Genomic DNA, 17882 nt, shown 5'->3' on the forward strand with positions numbered 1-17882 from the left:
TTTTGTCTATTATAGCCTAAAGCCGAGAAAAAAGCTTGTGTAGGGTTTGTAGAAGCCACATAGACATTCAAGAATACTTAGTCGCCCCCTTTGTAGTCTCTAAAGTCTGACTTAATACTGGAATCATAATCATGTTTTTCCACCCAATCCTTTATATCAGCAAAAGAATGGATATCTTTCTTAATACCAGCACTGTCCTCCACGGAAGCTACAATCGTATCTTCTCCATTTGTTCCCAACCAATGTAAAATATCATTTGTTTGCTCTTCAGGAGAAAAATAGATTTGTGATTGTCTTTCGTACTCTCTATCTCTATAAGACTCATATTGAGCTATTTGCTTTTTATAGGCATTATATTCCCTATCGTAATCCTTTTGAACTTTTTGACGTGCTTTTTCGTAAGCTCGATAGTCTTTCTGATAGTCTTGTTGAGTCTTTTTGTTAAGAATCTCACTAAAACTTAAGGTTTTAATAGGAAAAATAGAATCAGGAAAAACGTTTAATTCTGGAACTTTTTTTGGTTCACTAGGTTTATCAGGTCCTTTTCTTTTCACTGGCTCAGTTGGACCAGCTGGAAAATCTCCCTCCTTGCCTTGACGGGTCAATACTTTAAATTTCTTTATTGTATTACTATTTGTTGTTGTCTGATTAACAGCTTCTTCGTAAATATGTTTGACTTCAGGATTGTCGTTAAATAGATTAATCTGATTTTCCTCTTTGGTAATGTCCACATTATCAATTTCTATGATAAGGTTTAGCTGAGCAGATAAATAGCTGTCTTTTGGGGCTGGGGACTTCCTTAAAAGCTCATCCAAGTTTCCTTCTCTCTTTAAATATCCCCACATGGTGCTATCATTCATCTGATTTCGAGCAGAACTCTTATCACCAAAATAAAGCAATTCATCCTTACTATAAGAATAATCTGGTAAATTACTATTTAAAAATTGGTTCGTATCCAAATTGTAAGCGAATTGCTTATCGCTTCGAGAATTCGTCAAGAAAACATAATCATAACCATCAATCGTTCTTAAAGACACAGTCAATTCTTTGATTTCCTTAAAATCCCTGATTTTCTTCAAATATGGAGCCAGATTAATAATTTCTTTTTTTAAATCTTTGTTAATATCATAAACTACCAAATGAGCTTGATGCAGACTACTCATGGTATCGTAATAGCGAACAAAATGATTTCTACCAATCAACTCAGTCGCTACCTTATCTTCAGAATTATAGTAAGTGGGTTCTTCCTGACTAATGGCAACATACTGATTGCGGCTACCAAAAATCTCATTGTCAGTTACCTTATCCGCTTTTAGAGCAGTCTGTAATTCCTCTACAGCTTTTTCATGAAATTTATGTTTGACATAAGCATTTCCTAAAAAGAAAAGTGTGAGTAAAGTCGCAGTATAAATCCTTCCACGCTTCGAGAAGGGAAATCTTAAAATCTTCTTTATCATAACTTTTTTACAAAAATAGCCAGAACATCACATTCTGACTATTACTTTTATTTCTCATCTTCGTCCATTGAAAGCACTGACAAGAAGGCTTCTTGTGGGACTTCAACCGAACCGATGGCTTTCATACGTTTCTTACCGGCTTTTTGTTTTTCGAGGAGTTTACGTTTACGTGAAACGTCACCACCGTAACACTTAGCCAAGACGTTTTTACGAAGGGCTTTGATATCTGTACGGGCAACGATTTTTTGACCGATAGCCGCTTGGATTGGCACTTCGAATTGTTGACGTGGAATGATTTTCTTAAGTTTATCAACGATAAGTTTTCCACGCTCGTAGGCAAATTCCTTGTGAACAATGAAGCTAAGGGCATCGACCTTGTCACCATTAAGGAGAATATCCATTTTCACCAATTGTGAACGGCGGTACTCTGACAATTCATAGTCGAAACTTGCATAACCACGTGTTGATGATTTCAATTTATCAAAGAAATCAAAGACGATTTCGGCAAGTGGAATCTGATAGATAACGTTAACACGATTATCATCAATATATTCCATAGTTTCAAAATCACCACGTTTACGTTGCGCCAACTCCATAACAGCACCAACATACTCTTGAGGAACCATAATTTGAGCTTTAACATAAGGCTCTTCGATGGCATCAATACGTGTAGGATCTGGGAATTCAGATGGGTTGGACACTTCAAGCATTTCACCGTCAGTAGTGTTAACATGGTAAACTACTGATGGTGCTGTCATGATGAGATCAATGTTAAACTCACGTTCCAAACGCTCTTGAATAACATCCATATGAAGAAGACCCAAGAAACCACAACGGAAACCAAAACCAAGGGCTTGAGACGTTTCAGGCTCAAATTGAAGACTGGCATCATTCAATTGAAGCTTTTCAAGAGCCTCACGCAAGTCGTTATATTTATTTGACTCAATTGGATAAAGACCTGCAAATACCATTGGGTTCATTTGCTTATAACCATGAAGTGGTTCTGCCGCAGGATTGTCTGCAAGTGTCACTGTATCACCGACACGAGTATCCGCAACTGTCTTAATTGAGGCTGCGACATAACCAACATCCCCTGTCGCAAGGTAGTCACGGCCAACAGCCTTAGGCGTAAAGATACCAACCTCTGTAACGTCAAAGGTCTTACCGTTAGACATCATTTGAATCTTATCACCAGGTTTAACCATTCCGTTAACCACACGCACTTGGAGGATAACACCACGATACGCATCATAAACAGAGTCAAAGATAAGGGCTTGAAGAGGTGCTTCCACATCACCTTGAGGCGCAGGAACCTTCTCAACGATTTGTTCGAGAATCTCTTCGATACCAATACCAGCCTTAGCTGATGCAAGTACAGCTTCCGAAGCATCTAGTCCGATAACATCTTCAACCTCTGTACGTACACGCTCAGGATCTGCAGCTGGAAGGTCGATTTTATTGATAACTGGTAAGATTTCCAAGTCATTATCAAGCGCCAAATAAACATTGGCAAGTGTTTGTGCTTCAATCCCTTGAGCTGCATCCACCACCAAGATAGCCCCCTCACAGGCAGCAAGGGAACGTGACACCTCATAAGTAAAGTCCACGTGTCCCGGTGTGTCGATAAGGTGGAAAATATAAGTCTCACCATCTTTAGCTGTGTAGTTAAGCTCAATGGCATTTAGTTTGATAGTGATACCACGTTCACGCTCAAGATCCATACTATCAAGGAGCTGCGCCTGCATCTCACGACTTGACACAGTCTCAGTTTTTTCCAAGATACGGTCAGCAAGCGTTGATTTACCATGGTCAATATGAGCAATAATAGAGAAGTTACGAATCTTCTCCTGTCGTTGTTTTAATTCTTCAATATTTGGCATTTTTATCTTTCCTAGTTCTTACTTGTGATTATAAAAAAACTAATCGTTACCTTCTATTATACAAAAAAGACAGGCTTTTGCCTATCTCTAATATCTGCTTTCTGACTGCATTAGTCCTTCTTATTTCTTAAAAGTATCGTTGTAGTGCTTATTAATAATTGCTGAGCGCTTGTTTTCTGTTGAACTACTTGAAAATGGCCCCAACCCACAGGCAAGTACAACAACCCCTAATAGAATAAGACAGAAAAATGGGTGTTCAACAATATACTGCAAAATGTCTGACATCGGGATACTCCTTTTAAAGCATAATTAATTACCATTATATTATCAGAAATATTATGTTATATCAAGCAAAAAAAGAGAGCTTCTCGCTCTCCCTTTCAATCTTAATGGAATTGCATACCACCATCAACGATGATTGTTTGACCTGTGATGTAGTTTGAGTCAGGTCCAGCAAGGAAGCTAACTGCTGCTGCTACGTCTTCAGGTTCAGACAAACGTTTGAGGGTAATATCTTTAGCAAAAGTTTGCATACCCCATTCATCATCTTTACCAGCATTTTTACCAACTTCGTGGGCAATGTCAAACATCATTGGAGTCTTAACGATACCTGGTGCATAAGCATTGACAGTGATGCCTGAATCAGCCAAATCACGCGCCAAAGTTTGAGTGATACCACGCACAGCAAATTTAGTACCACCGTATACAGTCAAGTTAGGGTTACCAACGACACCAGCCTGAGATGTTGCATTGATGATTTTACCACCATGGCCGAGTGCTTTAAATTGTGCTTGTGCAGCTTGAGCACCCCAGATAACACCACCGACATTGATGTTAAATGTACGTTGGAACTGTTCTTCAGTAATTGTATCAAGAGGTGTTGTTGGAGCCACACCGGCATTATTAACAACAACATTCAAATCGCCAAAGTGATCAACAACTTTTTGGAAAGCAGCTGCTACTTCAGCTTGTTTAGATACATCAGCTACAACTGCAAATGCTTTGTCTGCTGACAATTCAGCAACAGCTTTTTCTGCAGTTTCAGCGTTGTAGTCCAATACTCCGACTTTAAAACCATCTTCAACCAAACGTTTTGCAATCGCAAAACCAATACCTTGACCTGCACCTGTAACAATAGCAACTTTTGACATACGAAATCCTCCTCTACCAATTGAGTAACGGACCCAATAATAGTTCTTATCTCAATTGGAATACGCTAAGTTAGTCAAGTTCTGGCAAAGTCATTTTCATAGGCTTTGTCTTAACTCAAATAAAATTCTACCCCTTTATGAAAACGTTGTCAAGTAATTATCAAACTTTTCTGAAAACAAATAAGACCACCCTTGGGTGACCTTATTCCTATTATTCCTCAAATTCAAAACCTAGTGCTTCCATATCGTCCAAGCCGCCCAAGTTAGTCACCTTAGTATAGCCTCGCTCTTTAAGAACTGATGCAGCAAATTCAGCACGAGGTCCCATTTTACAATAAAGATAAATGGAATCGTCTTTTTTAGCTGGAATGTCAGCGGTGAAAACCTGCGTGTGAGGAATTAATAAGGCATCCTTAACATGACCTTCTCCATACTCTTCTGGAGTTCTGACATCAATCAATAGTCCACCCTTAGCTAAATCTGATTGAATCTGTACTATATCCATCCTACTCACCAAACCAAATCTTAATTTCTCGAGCCGCAGATTCTTCTGAATCAGAGCCATGAACGATATTTGGAATCATGTCACCATCTGGTGCGGTTGCAAAGTCTCCACGAATCGTTCCAGGAACAGCATCCCCAGGATTAGTTGCTCCCATCATATCACGCCATGACTTGATAACACCTGGACCAGAAATAATACCAATAACGGATGGACCACTCATCATAAATTCTGCAATGCTAGGAAAAAAAGGTTTATCAACCAATTGAGCATAATGTTCTTTAAGACGTTCTTCGTCAAGTGTCAGCATTTCCATTCGTTCAATAATGAAACCACGACGTTCAATACGATCAATCACTTGTCCCATCAAGTGTCGTTTTACAGCATCTGGTTTAATAATAAAAAATGTTTTTTGCATGTTCCCAACCTTCATTGTTTTCTTTTCATTTTACCATAGGAAGTATCATTTTGCAGACCAAAACTTTATATAGTCTTAAACTATACCCACAGGAAGAAAATAACTATTTTCAATTGAAATAAATAAAAAGTATTATAGACATAAAATCTTATTTTGAGGTGAATCTTATGACAAAATCTAAATTTCAATTAGTTGGTTCTCTCCTTCGTCCTGCAGATCTCCGTAAATACAAGGACGAAATCGAGCACCGTGACGATATCCAGTATCCTTTCTACGATGCCCTTCCTGGTTATCAAGAAACTGAAACTGCAGATATTAAGCAAATTGTAGCTGACCAAAAGGCTAATGGTATTGACATCCTTACCGATGGTGAGTTCGGGCGTTCTATGTGGCACTTGGACTTTGTCTGGGGTCTCAAAGGGATCGAACGTTACATTGCTGAGCATGGTTATACATTTAAAGACCACGATGGCGGACAATATGAGACTCGTAAGGATATTGGGATTCGTATCACTGAACCTCTCTCAGGTAAAAACCACCATTACCTAGATATCTATAAATTGGTTAAGGCTGAAGCTGGTGATGAAGATACCAAACAAACTATCTGGGGACCTGCTCATGCCTACACTGAACTTGCTATCTTTGACCGTTTGGCTGGTCCAGGACAAGTCTATGAAACAAATGAAGACCTTAAAAAAGGTTTGATTAATGCCTATAAAGAATTCTTGGAAGAATACAAGACAGTTGGTGGAAAAATCGTTCAATTTGACGACTGTCTCTGGGAACTCTTTGACCCATCAAACCCTGCAAGTTTCTTTGCGGAAGGTAATTCTGATTTGGCAGAATTGGCTGATGAGTTTGTATCAATCAATAATGAAGTTGTAGATTATGCTCATGAACTTGGTTTAACGGTTTGGACACACAACTGTCGTGGTAACTATGAAAGCCGTTCTGCTGCCGAAGGAACTTACGAAGCCATTGCTAAGAAGTTCTTGGCAGAGCAACACTATGATCGCTTCTTCCTTGAATGGGACAGCGATACAGCTGGTGATATCAAGGCTCTCGAAGCCCTCAAAGATAGCAAAGCTGAAGTTGTACTAGGACTTTTGTCATCTAAAACAACTGAACTTGACGACGAAGAACGTGTTCTTGACTTGCTTGAAAAAGCTAGTCAAATCCTTCCTAAAGAGCGTCTCTTCCTTTCTCACCAATGTGGTTTCGCCTCATGTGACTCAGGTAATGAGTTGGCAACACCACAACAATGGGCTAAAATTAAACAAGGTCAAGATATCGCTAAGAAATTCTTTGGTTAATTGGATACTTTTAGATCTGAAAAATCCCTTACCGAATTCGGTAAGGGATTTTAATATTGTCTAAGCTTGAATAAAAGGTTGTAAATCTTTAAGAGCACGCTCAGCAATTTTTTCGTAACGCTCTTTCTTGTCACGAATACGTGGACCTTCCAACTCTTTGATAATACCAAAGTTAACATTCATTGGTTGGAAATGTTTGCTTTCAGCATGTGTCACATAATATGGGAGGCTTCCGATAGCTGTTGTATGAGGGAAGATAACTTCATCTTCACCTTTAAAGAGACGGGCTGCATTGATTCCAGCAACCAAACCTGAGGCAGCTGATTCAACATAACCTTCAACACCAGTCATTTGTCCCGCAAAGAACAAATTAGGGTTTGATTTTGATTGGAAGGTCTGTTTGAGCAAGTTTGGCGAATCCATGTAAGAGTTGCGGTGCATAACCCCATAACGCACAAATTCAGCATTTTCAAGTCCTGGAATCATTTGGAAGACGCGCTTCTGTTCTCCCCATTTAAGGTGAGTTTGGAAACCAACAATATTATAGAGACTACCAGCCGCATTGTCCTGACGAAGCTGAACAACCGCATAAGGTGTCTTGAAATCGCCGTCACGTGGACCTTTGTAATCATCAGGATACTCCAAACCAACTGGTTTCATAGGGCCATAGAGCATTGTCTTGATACCACGTTTAGCCATGACCTCGATAGGCATACACCCTTCGAAATACTTTTCTTTTTCGAAAGAATTCAAAGGAGCTTCTTCAGCTGTTGTCAAAGCCTCATGGAAAGCCATGAACTCTTCCTTAGTCATTGGACAGTTTAGATAAGCTGCCTCACCCTTGTCATAGCGTGACTTAAGGTAAACCTTGTTCATGTCGATAGTCGCTTTATCAACGATTGGTGCAGCGGCATCATAGAAATAGAAGCCATCTCCACCGTTTAGTTCATGAATTTTTTCAGCTAAAGCATCAGAAGTCAATGGTCCTGAAGCAATAACTGTAATGGCATCATCAGGAATTTCTGTGATTTCTTCACGGATAACTTCAATTAATGGATGATTTTCAATTTCAGCTGTCACTGCTTCTGCATAACCTTCACGGTCCACCGCCATGGCACCACCAGCTGGCACACGGTGAGCTTCTCCATTACGCATAATGATAGAGTCCAAGCGACGCATTTCTTCTTTAAGAAGCCCTACAGCATTGGTCAAGCTATCTCCACGAAAAGAGTTAGAACAAACCAATTCTGCAAAATTTGTTGTCTTATGCTGTGGTGTTGCTTTGACCCCACGCATTTCATAAAGTTTTACTGGAATACCACGTTTGGCAATCTGATAAGCCGCCTCGGATCCGGCCAAACCAGCTCCAATCACGTTAATATAATCTGCTTTTGATTGAGACATGACACTAATACCTCTTCGGGAACAAGATAAAATCCTGCTCCCACAAATCTTTCTTCATTTTTTCTCTTAGTAGTATAGCAAAAAACTCCTCATCTGGCGACTAGGAGTCATCTGTATTTAAAGGGGTAACATGATAGTCACTTTAGCACCACCTGTGCCATTGTCATTTGAAAGAGAAAGACTACCATGGTGTAAGCGAATAATATCATTAGCAATAGTCAGACCAAGTCCACTATGATTGCGGCTCTGTCTACTTTTATCCTCCTGATAAAAGAGCTGAGTGGCCTTTTCAAGTGATTCAAGGGAAAATCCAGGGCCAGAATCAAGACAAACAAACTTGAATTCATCATCTTCTACCCTAGCAGTTAAGAGCAACTGACTACCACTAGGCGTATGTTCTACCGCATTCGAAAGGATATTCATAAAAGCTCGATTCAACAAGGACCTGTCCCAATTGCCTATGGTTTCTTTCGCAATTTTCTTCTTGTCAAATACCACATTGATTTTTTTCGTTTGTGATAATGACAAGGTTTGATCGTAAATGTCTTCAACAAATTCCTTAACTGGAATTTCTTCAAGCGTCAAAGTTTTCTTCAAACTCGTTTTGTTGAGTTCAGACAACTCTTTCACATAAGCATCAACCTGTGCAATCCCTTTTTGAAAATGCTCTAACAAATCCATCTGTTCCGCATCCAAGGAGGTCATAGCTAAGAGTTCAGCATTCCCACGGGCAACTGTTAGGGGTGTCTTTAAATCATGTGTCAGAGCAGAAATCTGATTTTGTTTATCTTGCTCTGCCTTCCAATTTTCTATCAAAGACTCACGAAGTGCTACTCGCATATTATCCAAACCATTTAAAACCCGGTTAAACTCAGTAATTTTAGATTTGGACGTTTGAAAATCCAAGTCTTGCTCTGCTATTTTCTCTGTTGCCTTCAATATTGGTCTCAACTCTCGACTCAATTTACTAGCATAGTAAAAAGTTAAAGTAATAAATATGAGTAGGACAGACACCATCATTGAGCCAATCATCAATAGATTAGCATTAGGCAAATGCTGGTTCATCCACTCATTACGATACCGAGGTGATAGTTGATAATTGACAATGACTATCCCATCTGACCGTTCAAATGACTGAAAATAGCCATATTTGCCACCATGAGCATTCTTGAATTGGTAATCTAGCAAGGATTCTTCTTGCAAGTTAACTGGCATGTTAGACTTCTTAAGCTTAAAATCCCTAGTCAAAAAGACATAGCTTGTACCATCAGGCAAGACATCTGGATTAAAGACCTTAGAAGTTTCAATATCATTCCTGACAGCATGCAAATCACTTTCTACCTGATTTGCTGGAAACAAAACGCCAAAACGATAAGACAAGCTGAATAAAGACAAAATAAGTAGGCTACTGATTGCTGATAGAACTGTAAGGCAAAGGACATAAGATAACAAGATTGTTCTTAGAGAGTGTTCTCTTTTTTTAATTAGTGCCACTTGTAACCAATCCCCCAGACTGTTTCAATAGGACTTTGCCCAACATTTTTGAGCTTTGCACGGATATTTTTGATATGTTCGGCCACTGCTGTCGGACTCCCTTTATCCTCATAGCCGTACAAATGCGTGTAGATTTGTTCTTTGGAAAAGACTTGGCCCTTATTTTCAGCCAGAAACTGACAGATACCATATTCTGACTTAGTCAAATCTAACAACTGATTCTCAACATAGAGCTCCTGAGCAGACAAATCAAACTGAATATTTCCAATTAATAGCTTATGGTGGCGCTCACGATGTTCACGTCTCAAGTGAGCCGCCACACGCGCTTGCAGTTCTTTAACCCCAAATGGCTTACAAATATAATCATCTGCACCATAAGTTAACCCTTGGACAATATCAGCCTCTTGCGTTTTGGCTGTAATAAAGAGTATAGGACAATCCACCTGATCACGAATCTCATGACAAAACTGGAGACCGTCAACATCAGGCATCATGATATCCAGTAAAATCAAGTCAAACCGTGGCAACGAGTTCTTATCCAAATCTAAAACACTTGTAAGCCCCGTTACCTTATGATTTTGAAGCTCTAAAGCCTTTACAACCAATTGAACAATATCTTCCTGATCATCAACAACAAGTATCTGAGCCATAACCTTTCCTTTCGTACAAAGTTACCCTTATCATATCATCTATAGAAGATAACTGACAAGGCGTAGAGTAGATAAATATGTGTTGGGTAAAAGACATAGAACAAATATTTTGACCCTTTACCTCTTTGACCGTTATAACAAAGCATTAAGGGAGCTGCAAATATTTCCATCCATTCAATGTATTTAAACATTAAATCGTGAAAAGAAGGTCTACTTAGAACTATCGCAATTAGTGCCCAAACAAGACTAACACTCACAAAAGCAAGCACTTCTTTCTTAGGATTCTTATGACAAAGATACATAGCGATACCAGTCAAAAGCAACCATGTTCCTCCATCGCTAATAGATGTATGAGTTGGCAACACTGTATAATTGAGTAAATTTAGTAAAAAACCTAACATAGGTTTGTTCACACTTAGCAGATAAAAAGGCACCATTAACCATGGAAGCAACAATGGGAAAAGTAATGTTGGTATCCCTTTAAGGTATTTCTGTTCTTGAATCCAAGCAATGCCTTGAAAAGCAACGAGTAAGATAACGAATGACGACAACATCATATTTTGTGGAAAGAAACCATCTGGCCTTACAAGAGGATGTAAAAAATTATAAAATCCAAACTGAATCAATCCCATCAAAATAGCTAAAGCATAAATCCTTAGGAAGTATTTTTTTCGATTGTGTGTATGGACGAAACCTTCAATCACAGCAAATAGAAACAAGGGGGCCGCTAATCTCCCAATCATAGCAAACCAAATGGGTATTTTCCCAGTATAGTCAAAAAAATAATGAATATGGTCGAATACCATAGTAATTAGTGCTATATATTTGAGTTGGAAACCTGATAGACTTAAACGTTTCATAATAACTCTCCTTTCTTTTCATCCTTAGTATAAAAAACAAATTTAAGGAAAGTATCAGTTTTTTTGATAAAATGCAAAAAAGCTATCTCAAGACTTAACTTGAGATAGCTTTCTTTTTATTTAACAATAGATTCTTTGTAGTCACACTCTTCGTTACTACAGATAACCTGCTTGCCGCCACCACGGACTTTCTTCTCGACAAGATAATCGCCTGATTTAGGACAGTTACGTCCAACAGGGATATCCCAAGATGTAAATTCACAGTCAGGGTAGCGATCACAACCATAAAAGACACGATTTCGTTTTGTCTTACGTTCGATGACCTGACCTTTACCACAGGTTGGGCAAGTAACGCCAATTTCTTTAGTTATAGCCTTAGTATTGTGACAGTCTGGGAAGTTACTACATGCATAGAACTTACCGTAACGGCCAAGTTTGATAACCATTGGGTGACCACAGAGGTCACAATCAAAACCAGCAGGCTCATCCTTGATTTGGATTTTTTCAATTCCTTCTTCAGCTTTTTCCAATTCTTTTTGGAAAGGTTTGAAGAACTCATCAATAACCTTTTGCCACTGTTCCTTACCGATTTCAACTTTATCGAGTTTTCCTTCCATCTCGGCAGTGAATTTAACATCCACGATGTCTGGGAAGAATTCGACGATTAAGCTATTAACGATTTCACCAAGTTCTGTTGGTTCAAAACGTTTAGCTACTAATTTGACATAGTAACGACGTTGAATAACATCAAGTGTAGGTGCATAAGTTGACGGACGACCAACACCATTTTCTTCCAAAGTCTTAATTAATGTCGCTTCAGAATAACGGGCAGGTGGTTGCGTGAAGTGTTGTTCAGGCGTTGTCACAACCTTCTTAACCGTATCACCTTCTGCCATATCAGGAAGCATTTTATTCTTATCAGAGTCATTGTAAACGGCCATATAACCATCGAACTTGATTTGGCTACCATTTGCTGTGAAAATGACTCCGTTTTGAGACAAGGTTACCTTCATCGTATCAAATACTGCAGCTGTCATTTGACTCGCTACAAAACGATTCCAGATAAGAGTATAAAGCTTAAGCTGATCCTTATCCAAATACTTTGCAATGCTTTCTGGTGTTTGGAAAACATTTGACGGACGAATAGCCTCATGGGCGTCTTGTGCTCCCGAACTATTTTTCACCTTGCTGCCATGTTTTGAATACTTAGAACCAAAGCGTTCTGTAATAAATTCAGCAGCCTGGTTTTGTGCAACAGGACTGATACGTGTTGAGTCCGTACGCATATAGGTAATCAAACCTTGAGCGCCTGAACCCAGATTAATCCCTTCATACAACTGTTGGGCAACCATCATGGTCTTACGTGTACGGAAGTTAATCTTATTGGCAGCATCCTGTTGGAGAGATGATGTTGTATATGGCAATGGCGCATTACGACGACGTTCTTTTTTCTCTACCTTATCAACGTTAAAATCATCACTTGTGATACGAGAGAGAACGGCTTGAACATCGTCATTATTGTTGAGCTTAAGCTTTTTACCATCCAAACCATAGAAGCTAGCCTGAAACTTCTTAGCACCCTTCTTAAAGGCACCATCAATAGTCCAGTATTCTTCTGGTTTAAAGGCCTTAATTTCATTTTCACGATCAATAATAAGCTTAAGCGCTACCGATTGTACACGACCTGCAGAAAGACCTTTCTTAACCTTCTTCCATAGAAGCGGTGAAATAGAGTAACCCACAATACGGTCCAAGACACGACGAGCTTGCTGGGCATCTACCAAGTCCATGTCAATGGCGCGTGGCTCTACAAAGGCATTTTTTACTGCGTCTTTAGTAATTTCGTTAAAAACAACACGATTCTTATCATCTGGCTCTAATCCAAGAATATGTGACAAATGCCATGAAATGGCTTCCCCTTCACGGTCCGGGTCACTTGCGAGAAAGACTTGCTTGGCTTTTTTAGCTTCTTTCTTCAATTCATTGATGAGAGGTCCCTTACCTCGAATATTAATGTACTGAGGTTCGTAGTTGTTTTCAAAATCAATCGACATACTTGATTTTTTCAAATCACGGATATGCCCAACAGAGGCTACAACTTTATAATTGCGGCCAAGATATTTCTCAATCGTTTTCGCTTTAGCAGGAGACTCCACGATGACCAAATTTTTCTTTGGTGTCGCTCTCTTTTTAGTCGCCTTTTTGGCTGTCGTTTTCTTTGTTGTTTTAGTTTTCGTTTTTGTTGTCGTTGCTGTCGCCATAGGCTATTTCCTTATAATGTTATAAACTGGCTGCGCCACTAATCTGTCTAAAATCTAGTCACAAGACATTAAAAAATGAAACATCTTGGACCGAGCAACTAACATGATACCGTCCTTTTCTTTAACTGTCAATAAAAAACTTTATCTCTATAGGAAAACTTTGATTTTCAAGAAAACTCTGATAGGATGTCAAACCCTGTCGTAATGCACTTTGCGCCCTCTTGAATTAAGTGATGGCATCCGTCTGACTTTCCATCTAAAATATTTCCTGGAATAGCAAAAACATCTCTACCTTCTTCCATGGCACGCTCACAAGTAATAAGACTTCCAGAGCGAAGTTTTGCTTCTACGACCATAACTCCTTGACACAATCCAGAAATAATCCGATTGCGTTCAGGAAAGTGGTACTTAAGCGGCTGCTCACCCGGTCCATATTCTGAAAGAACTAAATGATTTTTAGCCATATAGTCCTGCAAAGCTTTATTTTCTTTAGGATAATAAACATCAAGACCTGTCCCGATAACTGCAATCGTGTTCCCCTTATTTTTCAAGGCCTCCATATGCGCACAAGTATCAATCCCACGCGCCAATCCACTCACAATAGTAAAGTGATTACCAAGTTCACTAACAATTTTGCGAACAGACTGTTTGCCTGTTTCGGAACACTTTCTTGCCCCAACAACAGCTAGCTTTGGTTTACTCAGTAAATCAAGATTTCCCTGATAATAAAGAAGAACAGGAGGATTATAGGTATGCTTCAGCTCAATGGGATATTCTTTATCAAAAATCGATAACGTAGGAAAACGGTCGAATTGTTCTTTGAGTTGCTTAATATCTAAACTCTTGTATTTTTCCATAAAAAGAACGGCATTTTTAGACTTGGATACCACTGCCATATCACGTAAACTCAATTTTCTATCTTGTGTCTTTTGATAGTCCAAAATATTTAAGATATTCAAATTCGTCAACCCAGCGGCTTTAAGTTTAAAAAGTTCAAAATTATTCATATAAATACCTCCTTTTCATTATTCGTAACAGAAAAGAAAAAAGCTCCATTATGGAACTTTCCGTGATTACAAATCATTTTCAGAAGCAAAATAAGACGCCGCGCCTAGTAGGTTACTATCGTTATGGAAATGACAGGCTTGAATAGTTATGGGCTCAAAACCTAATTCAGGCTTATCCTTAAATAACTCCTCATAGGCATCACTTATTCCTTCTATTAAAGTACCTTGCCTACTGATACCACCACCGATAACAACTTTTTCCAGCCTAAAGAAGCTCTGCAAATTTAGCACAAGAACAGCAATTTCATGACAATAGTCTTTAAATAAAAGATTTAGATCCTCCGATTGATTTCCCTCTATAGCTGAGAATACGGCTGGACCATCGTCTTGATTTAACCCAAGTAATTGACTGGCTTCATGAACAAAGCCAACTGCAGAACCCTTATTATCGACAAGGCTTACTAAGCCATGCATAAACAATTCCCACTGGAAGGGAAGAGATGTTTGACTCATGCTTTGGGGACTTGGAGCTCGCAGATATTGGGTGACTGACAGAGGTGATAGCAAGTCCTTCTGTGAGACAAGTCCTAAACCAACACCCGTACCTAAAACCAAAGCAGCCCCACAATCTAAGTCTTGTAGACTTCCATATCTGGCTTCAGCCAAAGCTGCCGCGTCAGCATCATTAATAATCTTTACAGGCAGTTGAAATGTTTTAGTCAATCGAGACCCAAGAGGAATAGCCGTTAAATATGGGATAAGACCTCCCTTGAAAATGAAGCCACATTTACTATTTATTTCTCCTGGGCACGCAATGGCAATCCCAGAAATGATATCCTTGTGAGACGAGACAATATGCTCTAAAGTCAACCAAAAGTCGTCTAACGTTGGTGGTGTTGGAACTTTAGATTGATTGCTAATCCTAAAATCATCATCAACTAACCCAAACTTGATAAAGGTTCCTCCAATATCAATAGCTAAAATCACGCCACTTCACCTACTTTTTATTATTGACTTTATGGGTTCAAAGCTTCTTCTATGAATTGGAGTAACACCAAATTTATCTAGGCCAGACAGATGATCCTTGGTACCATAGCCTGCATTTTTAGCAAATGCGTAACCAGGAAACTCCTGATCATAGTCAGCCATCATCTTATCACGGGTTACCTTTGCTACGATAGAAGCTGCCGCAATCGATAAAGAATTAGCATCCCCTTTTATAATTGATGTTTGTCCTATTGGTAGGTCCAAAGTCATGGCATCAATTAACAAATGTTCTGGTTTGGGACTAAGTTTTTCAATAGCTTCAGTCATAGCAAGCTTGGTTGCTTCATAAATATTGACATCGTCAATCACATGATTGTCCTTTATACCAATCCCGACGGCTACCGCTTCCTTCATGACCTGCTTATAAATAGCTTCATGTTTTGATTTTGGTATTTTTTTACTATCATTAAGACCTTTTATTTTGCAAAGCTTTGGTAAAATCACCGCTGCAGCTACCACTGGCCCAGCCAAAGGACCACGTCCAACTTCATCAACACCTGCAATGAGTTCAACTCCCTGAGCATAAAGCGCTTTTTCGTAACTTAGCATCTTTTCTAAGCGTTCTTCCTCAGCAATCTCAGCTAGGATAGCTTTACGGCGTTGCTTAATGGCAGTCTGTACACCAGCTCGACTATCTTCCTCAAAACTTGCCCATCGGTAATCGTCAAGGTCTGTCAAAGTGGACAATTGCTCTTTGACTTCTTTAATTGTCGCCATCAGTATCGACCCCAACAATATCAAGTGTGTAACGACCTAGTTTTCCATCACGAACTTCTTTGACAAATAGATTATAGAAACGGTCATAATCTTCACGGAAGCCAAGTTTTCGAGTCATTTCCATAATGATTTCTGGTGCCTCTTCTTCAAGGTCAATCCCTTTAAAGCGTTCCTCTAAACGTTCAGGATAGTAAGTTTTAAAATAGTTGAGTCCAAAAATCGTGACTTCATCCATTGGCAAAAGCTGGTCCTTGATAGCTCCGGTCAAAGCAAGCTTCAAGCCGACCAATTCATCTTCAAACTTAGGCCACAAAATCCCAGGAGTATCCAGAATTTCCAAGTCCTTATTAGACTTCAACCACTGTTGACCTTTTGTCACACCAGGTTTATTTCCTACAACGGCAATTTTTTTACCAGCTAAACGATTCATCAAGGTAGATTTCCCCGCATTTGGAATCCCAATAATCATGGTTCGCAAGGTCTCTTTCTGAATACCACGTTCACGAAGTCGTTGAATCTTGTCAGCCATAAGACTCTTAGCAGCGTCTGTCACTAATTTAACTGTAGATTGTTCCTTGGAATTGATGGCCAAGGTTTTAATCCCTTGACTCTCAAAATAGCTACGCCACTCTTTTGTACGATTACTATCAGCAAGGTCAGCCTTATTGAGAATTAAAAGCTTTGGTTTATCGCCAACAATTTTAGTCAACATTGGATTTTGACTTGAGAGTGGCAAACGTGCATCCACTAAAATTGTTACAAAATCAACATGCTTCAGATTTTCCTGAACTTGTCGACGAGCTTTGGACATGTGACCAGGAAACCATTGAATAGTAGCCATGTATATCTCTCCTCTTTATTTTCTTAGTAAAATATGATTTAAACTCTTTAAAAAAAGCCAAAGACTTGGCTTTACTTTACTTATATTATATCAGATTTAGTTTAAGATGCCCAATCGATAAAAGTTGACTAAGCCTCAACAGGCATAAAGTTACCGACAATTTTACCGATGATTCGGGGATCTTCGTCATAGGGTGCAAACTTATCACCATAACGTTTATTGAGAGAAACTAAACGTAGCCCATCTTCCTCTCGATAGACCTTTTTAATATAGGTTTGCCCATCCCAGTCTACAGCATAAACAGCTCCATCATAATCAAAACCTGTTTGTTTGATTAGCACTACTTCACCATTCAGATAGGTAGGTTCCATAGAGTCTCCAAATACCCATGATGCAAAGTCATGATCTAATTCTTCATCATAAAAAACTTCATCATAATTGCCATCACCAAAGTAAGTGTAACCAGTTCCGGCTGATAAACGCTCGAAAACTTTGTATGAGTAAAGCGGAACAACAGGTGCTTTTTGCTTTTCTGCTTCTTGCTCTTCTAGGAGAGCCTTAGTGAGTCGCAAAGCTTCTTGGCGATTTTCCTCATTTAATTCCAAGTAGACTTCTACAATCTCATGTTCAGACAGAAAATAGGTCTCAGCTACACCAAAAAGTTCGGCCAAAACCGAAAGGTTCTTTTGATTAGGTTTCGTCTTACCATTTTCCCAATTAAAATAAGAGGAGCGTGAAATTCCTAGATGCTTAGCTACTGATGCTTGGCTCATTCCTTGTGCTTCTCGAATTTCCTTAAGTCTTTGTCCTGAAAACATGGCTACCTCCGTAAGTTAATAAACTAACATAAGTTTATCAAAAAAAGCAGTTGTTTTCAAGT

General features: G+C 39.1%; 17 protein-coding genes. 1 reads left to right on the plus strand and 16 read right to left on the minus strand.

The annotated features are described in order from the left end of the window. Positions 1-77: 77 nt before the first annotated feature. The 6 genes from HMPREF1519_RS04820 to ndk all read right to left on the minus strand — a co-directional run bounded on the left by HMPREF1519_RS04820 (position 78) and on the right by ndk (position 5408). A complete protein-coding gene (locus HMPREF1519_RS04820; RefSeq protein WP_037611350.1) occupies positions 78-1457 on the minus strand; it encodes a hypothetical protein in 1380 nt (459 codons plus the stop codon). 47 nt (positions 1458-1504) lie between these two features. Next, entirely contained in the window at positions 1505-3337 is a 1833-nt protein-coding gene (gene lepA, locus HMPREF1519_RS04825) for a translation elongation factor 4 (protein ID WP_037611351.1), read from the minus strand. A 120-nt stretch (positions 3338-3457) separates the two neighbouring features. Next, on the minus strand, positions 3458-3622 hold the full coding sequence (locus tag HMPREF1519_RS10585) for a hypothetical protein (protein ID WP_175057156.1): 165 nt from the start codon (positions 3620-3622) through the stop codon (positions 3458-3460). Positions 3623-3723: 101 nt separating this feature from the next. After that, positions 3724-4488: a (S)-acetoin forming diacetyl reductase gene (locus tag HMPREF1519_RS04830; protein ID WP_002883902.1), complete on the minus strand. Its 765-nt coding sequence runs from the start codon at positions 4486-4488 to the stop codon at positions 3724-3726. Positions 4489-4699: 211 nt separating this feature from the next. Then, complete coding sequence (locus HMPREF1519_RS04835) at positions 4700-4993, minus strand: rhodanese-like domain-containing protein (RefSeq protein ID WP_037611354.1); 294 nt, start codon at positions 4991-4993, stop codon at positions 4700-4702. Between the two features lies 1 nt (position 4994). Next, positions 4995-5408 (minus strand): nucleoside-diphosphate kinase, encoded by a 414-nt coding sequence (gene ndk / locus HMPREF1519_RS04840; RefSeq protein ID WP_197016865.1) that lies wholly within the window; start codon positions 5406-5408, stop codon positions 4995-4997. Between the two features lie 167 nt (positions 5409-5575). On the opposite strand from ndk, the gene HMPREF1519_RS04845 reads away from it, so the two are divergent. Then, the gene (locus HMPREF1519_RS04845) at positions 5576-6721 is read left to right on the plus strand and encodes a cobalamin-independent methionine synthase II family protein (protein WP_037597859.1); all 1146 of its coding nucleotides are present in this window, start codon (positions 5576-5578) and stop codon (positions 6719-6721) included. 60 nt (positions 6722-6781) lie between these two features. On the opposite strand, the gene trmFO is transcribed toward HMPREF1519_RS04845, so the two are convergent. The 10 genes from trmFO to HMPREF1519_RS04895 form a co-directional block, all read right to left on the minus strand. Next, positions 6782-8125: a methylenetetrahydrofolate--tRNA-(uracil(54)-C(5))-methyltransferase (FADH(2)-oxidizing) TrmFO gene (gene trmFO, locus HMPREF1519_RS04850; RefSeq protein ID WP_037611357.1), complete on the minus strand. Its 1344-nt coding sequence runs from the start codon at positions 8123-8125 to the stop codon at positions 6782-6784. A gap of 117 nt (positions 8126-8242) precedes the next feature. Then, on the minus strand, positions 8243-9619 hold the full coding sequence (locus tag HMPREF1519_RS04855; RefSeq protein WP_156024874.1) for a sensor histidine kinase: 1377 nt from the start codon (positions 9617-9619) through the stop codon (positions 8243-8245). After that, entirely contained in the window at positions 9610-10269 is a 660-nt protein-coding gene (locus HMPREF1519_RS04860) for a response regulator transcription factor (protein ID WP_037611359.1), read from the minus strand. Before HMPREF1519_RS04860 ends, HMPREF1519_RS04855 begins: the two co-directional genes overlap by 10 nt. Before the next feature lie 35 nt (positions 10270-10304). Next, positions 10305-11129 carry a TraX family protein gene (locus HMPREF1519_RS04865; RefSeq protein ID WP_037611361.1) on the minus strand — a complete coding sequence of 275 codons (825 nt, stop codon included), beginning with the start codon at positions 11127-11129 and terminating at the stop codon, positions 10305-10307. 116 nt (positions 11130-11245) lie between these two features. Further along, positions 11246-13390 carry a type I DNA topoisomerase gene (gene topA / locus HMPREF1519_RS04870; RefSeq protein ID WP_014633069.1) on the minus strand — a complete coding sequence of 715 codons (2145 nt, stop codon included), beginning with the start codon at positions 13388-13390 and terminating at the stop codon, positions 11246-11248. 167 nt (positions 13391-13557) lie between these two features. Beyond that, a complete protein-coding gene (dprA, locus tag HMPREF1519_RS04875; RefSeq protein WP_037611362.1) occupies positions 13558-14397 on the minus strand; it encodes a DNA-processing protein DprA in 840 nt (279 codons plus the stop codon). A gap of 66 nt (positions 14398-14463) precedes the next feature. After that, positions 14464-15384: an ROK family protein gene (locus tag HMPREF1519_RS04880; protein ID WP_037611363.1), complete on the minus strand. Its 921-nt coding sequence runs from the start codon at positions 15382-15384 to the stop codon at positions 14464-14466. A gap of 6 nt (positions 15385-15390) precedes the next feature. Then, a complete protein-coding gene (locus HMPREF1519_RS04885; protein ID WP_037611364.1) occupies positions 15391-16161 on the minus strand; it encodes a ribonuclease HII in 771 nt (256 codons plus the stop codon). Further along, positions 16148-17002 (minus strand): ribosome biogenesis GTPase YlqF, encoded by an 855-nt coding sequence (gene ylqF / locus HMPREF1519_RS04890; protein WP_014634567.1) that lies wholly within the window; start codon positions 17000-17002, stop codon positions 16148-16150. Before ylqF ends, HMPREF1519_RS04885 begins: the two co-directional genes overlap by 14 nt. A gap of 128 nt (positions 17003-17130) precedes the next feature. Then, a complete protein-coding gene (locus HMPREF1519_RS04895) occupies positions 17131-17820 on the minus strand; it encodes an XRE family transcriptional regulator (RefSeq protein ID WP_013990509.1) in 690 nt (229 codons plus the stop codon). Positions 17821-17882 lie beyond the last annotated feature (62 nt).

It is taken from the genome of Streptococcus sp. SR4, from assembly GCF_000517725.1.
GTDB classification, from domain to species: Bacteria; Bacillota; Bacilli; order Lactobacillales; family Streptococcaceae; genus Streptococcus; species Streptococcus salivarius_F.

What these genes read in the sequence shown, in the direction of transcription:
- HMPREF1519_RS04830 (WP_002883902.1), bottom strand. Translation starts at nt 4,488, where the DNA reads ATGTCAAAAGTTGCTATTGTTACAGGTGCAGGTCAAGGTATTGGTTTT.
- HMPREF1519_RS04865 (WP_037611361.1), bottom strand. Translation starts at nt 11,129, where the DNA reads ATGAAACGTTTAAGTCTATCAGGTTTCCAACTCAAATATATAGCACTA.
- HMPREF1519_RS04820 (WP_037611350.1), bottom strand. Translation starts at nt 1,457, where the DNA reads ATGATAAAGAAGATTTTAAGATTTCCCTTCTCGAAGCGTGGAAGGATT.
- lepA (WP_037611351.1), bottom strand. Translation starts at nt 3,337, where the DNA reads ATGCCAAATATTGAAGAATTAAAACAACGACAGGAGAAGATTCGTAAC.
- HMPREF1519_RS04895 (WP_013990509.1), bottom strand. Translation starts at nt 17,820, where the DNA reads ATGTTTTCAGGACAAAGACTTAAGGAAATTCGAGAAGCACAAGGAATG.
- HMPREF1519_RS10585 (WP_175057156.1), bottom strand. Translation starts at nt 3,622, where the DNA reads ATGTCAGACATTTTGCAGTATATTGTTGAACACCCATTTTTCTGTCTT.
- HMPREF1519_RS04885 (WP_037611364.1), bottom strand. Translation starts at nt 16,161, where the DNA reads ATGGCGACAATTAAAGAAGTCAAAGAGCAATTGTCCACTTTGACAGAC.
- HMPREF1519_RS04860 (WP_037611359.1), bottom strand. Translation starts at nt 10,269, where the DNA reads ATGGCTCAGATACTTGTTGTTGATGATCAGGAAGATATTGTTCAATTG.
- ylqF (WP_014634567.1), bottom strand. Translation starts at nt 17,002, where the DNA reads ATGGCTACTATTCAATGGTTTCCTGGTCACATGTCCAAAGCTCGTCGA.
- dprA (WP_037611362.1), bottom strand. Translation starts at nt 14,397, where the DNA reads ATGAATAATTTTGAACTTTTTAAACTTAAAGCCGCTGGGTTGACGAAT.
- trmFO (WP_037611357.1), bottom strand. Translation starts at nt 8,125, where the DNA reads ATGTCTCAATCAAAAGCAGATTATATTAACGTGATTGGAGCTGGTTTG.
- HMPREF1519_RS04845 (WP_037597859.1), top strand. Translation starts at nt 5,576, where the DNA reads ATGACAAAATCTAAATTTCAATTAGTTGGTTCTCTCCTTCGTCCTGCA.
- HMPREF1519_RS04835 (WP_037611354.1), bottom strand. Translation starts at nt 4,993, where the DNA reads ATGGATATAGTACAGATTCAATCAGATTTAGCTAAGGGTGGACTATTG.
- topA (WP_014633069.1), bottom strand. Translation starts at nt 13,390, where the DNA reads ATGGCGACAGCAACGACAACAAAAACGAAAACTAAAACAACAAAGAAA.
- ndk (WP_197016865.1), bottom strand. Translation starts at nt 5,408, where the DNA reads ATGCAAAAAACATTTTTTATTATTAAACCAGATGCTGTAAAACGACAC.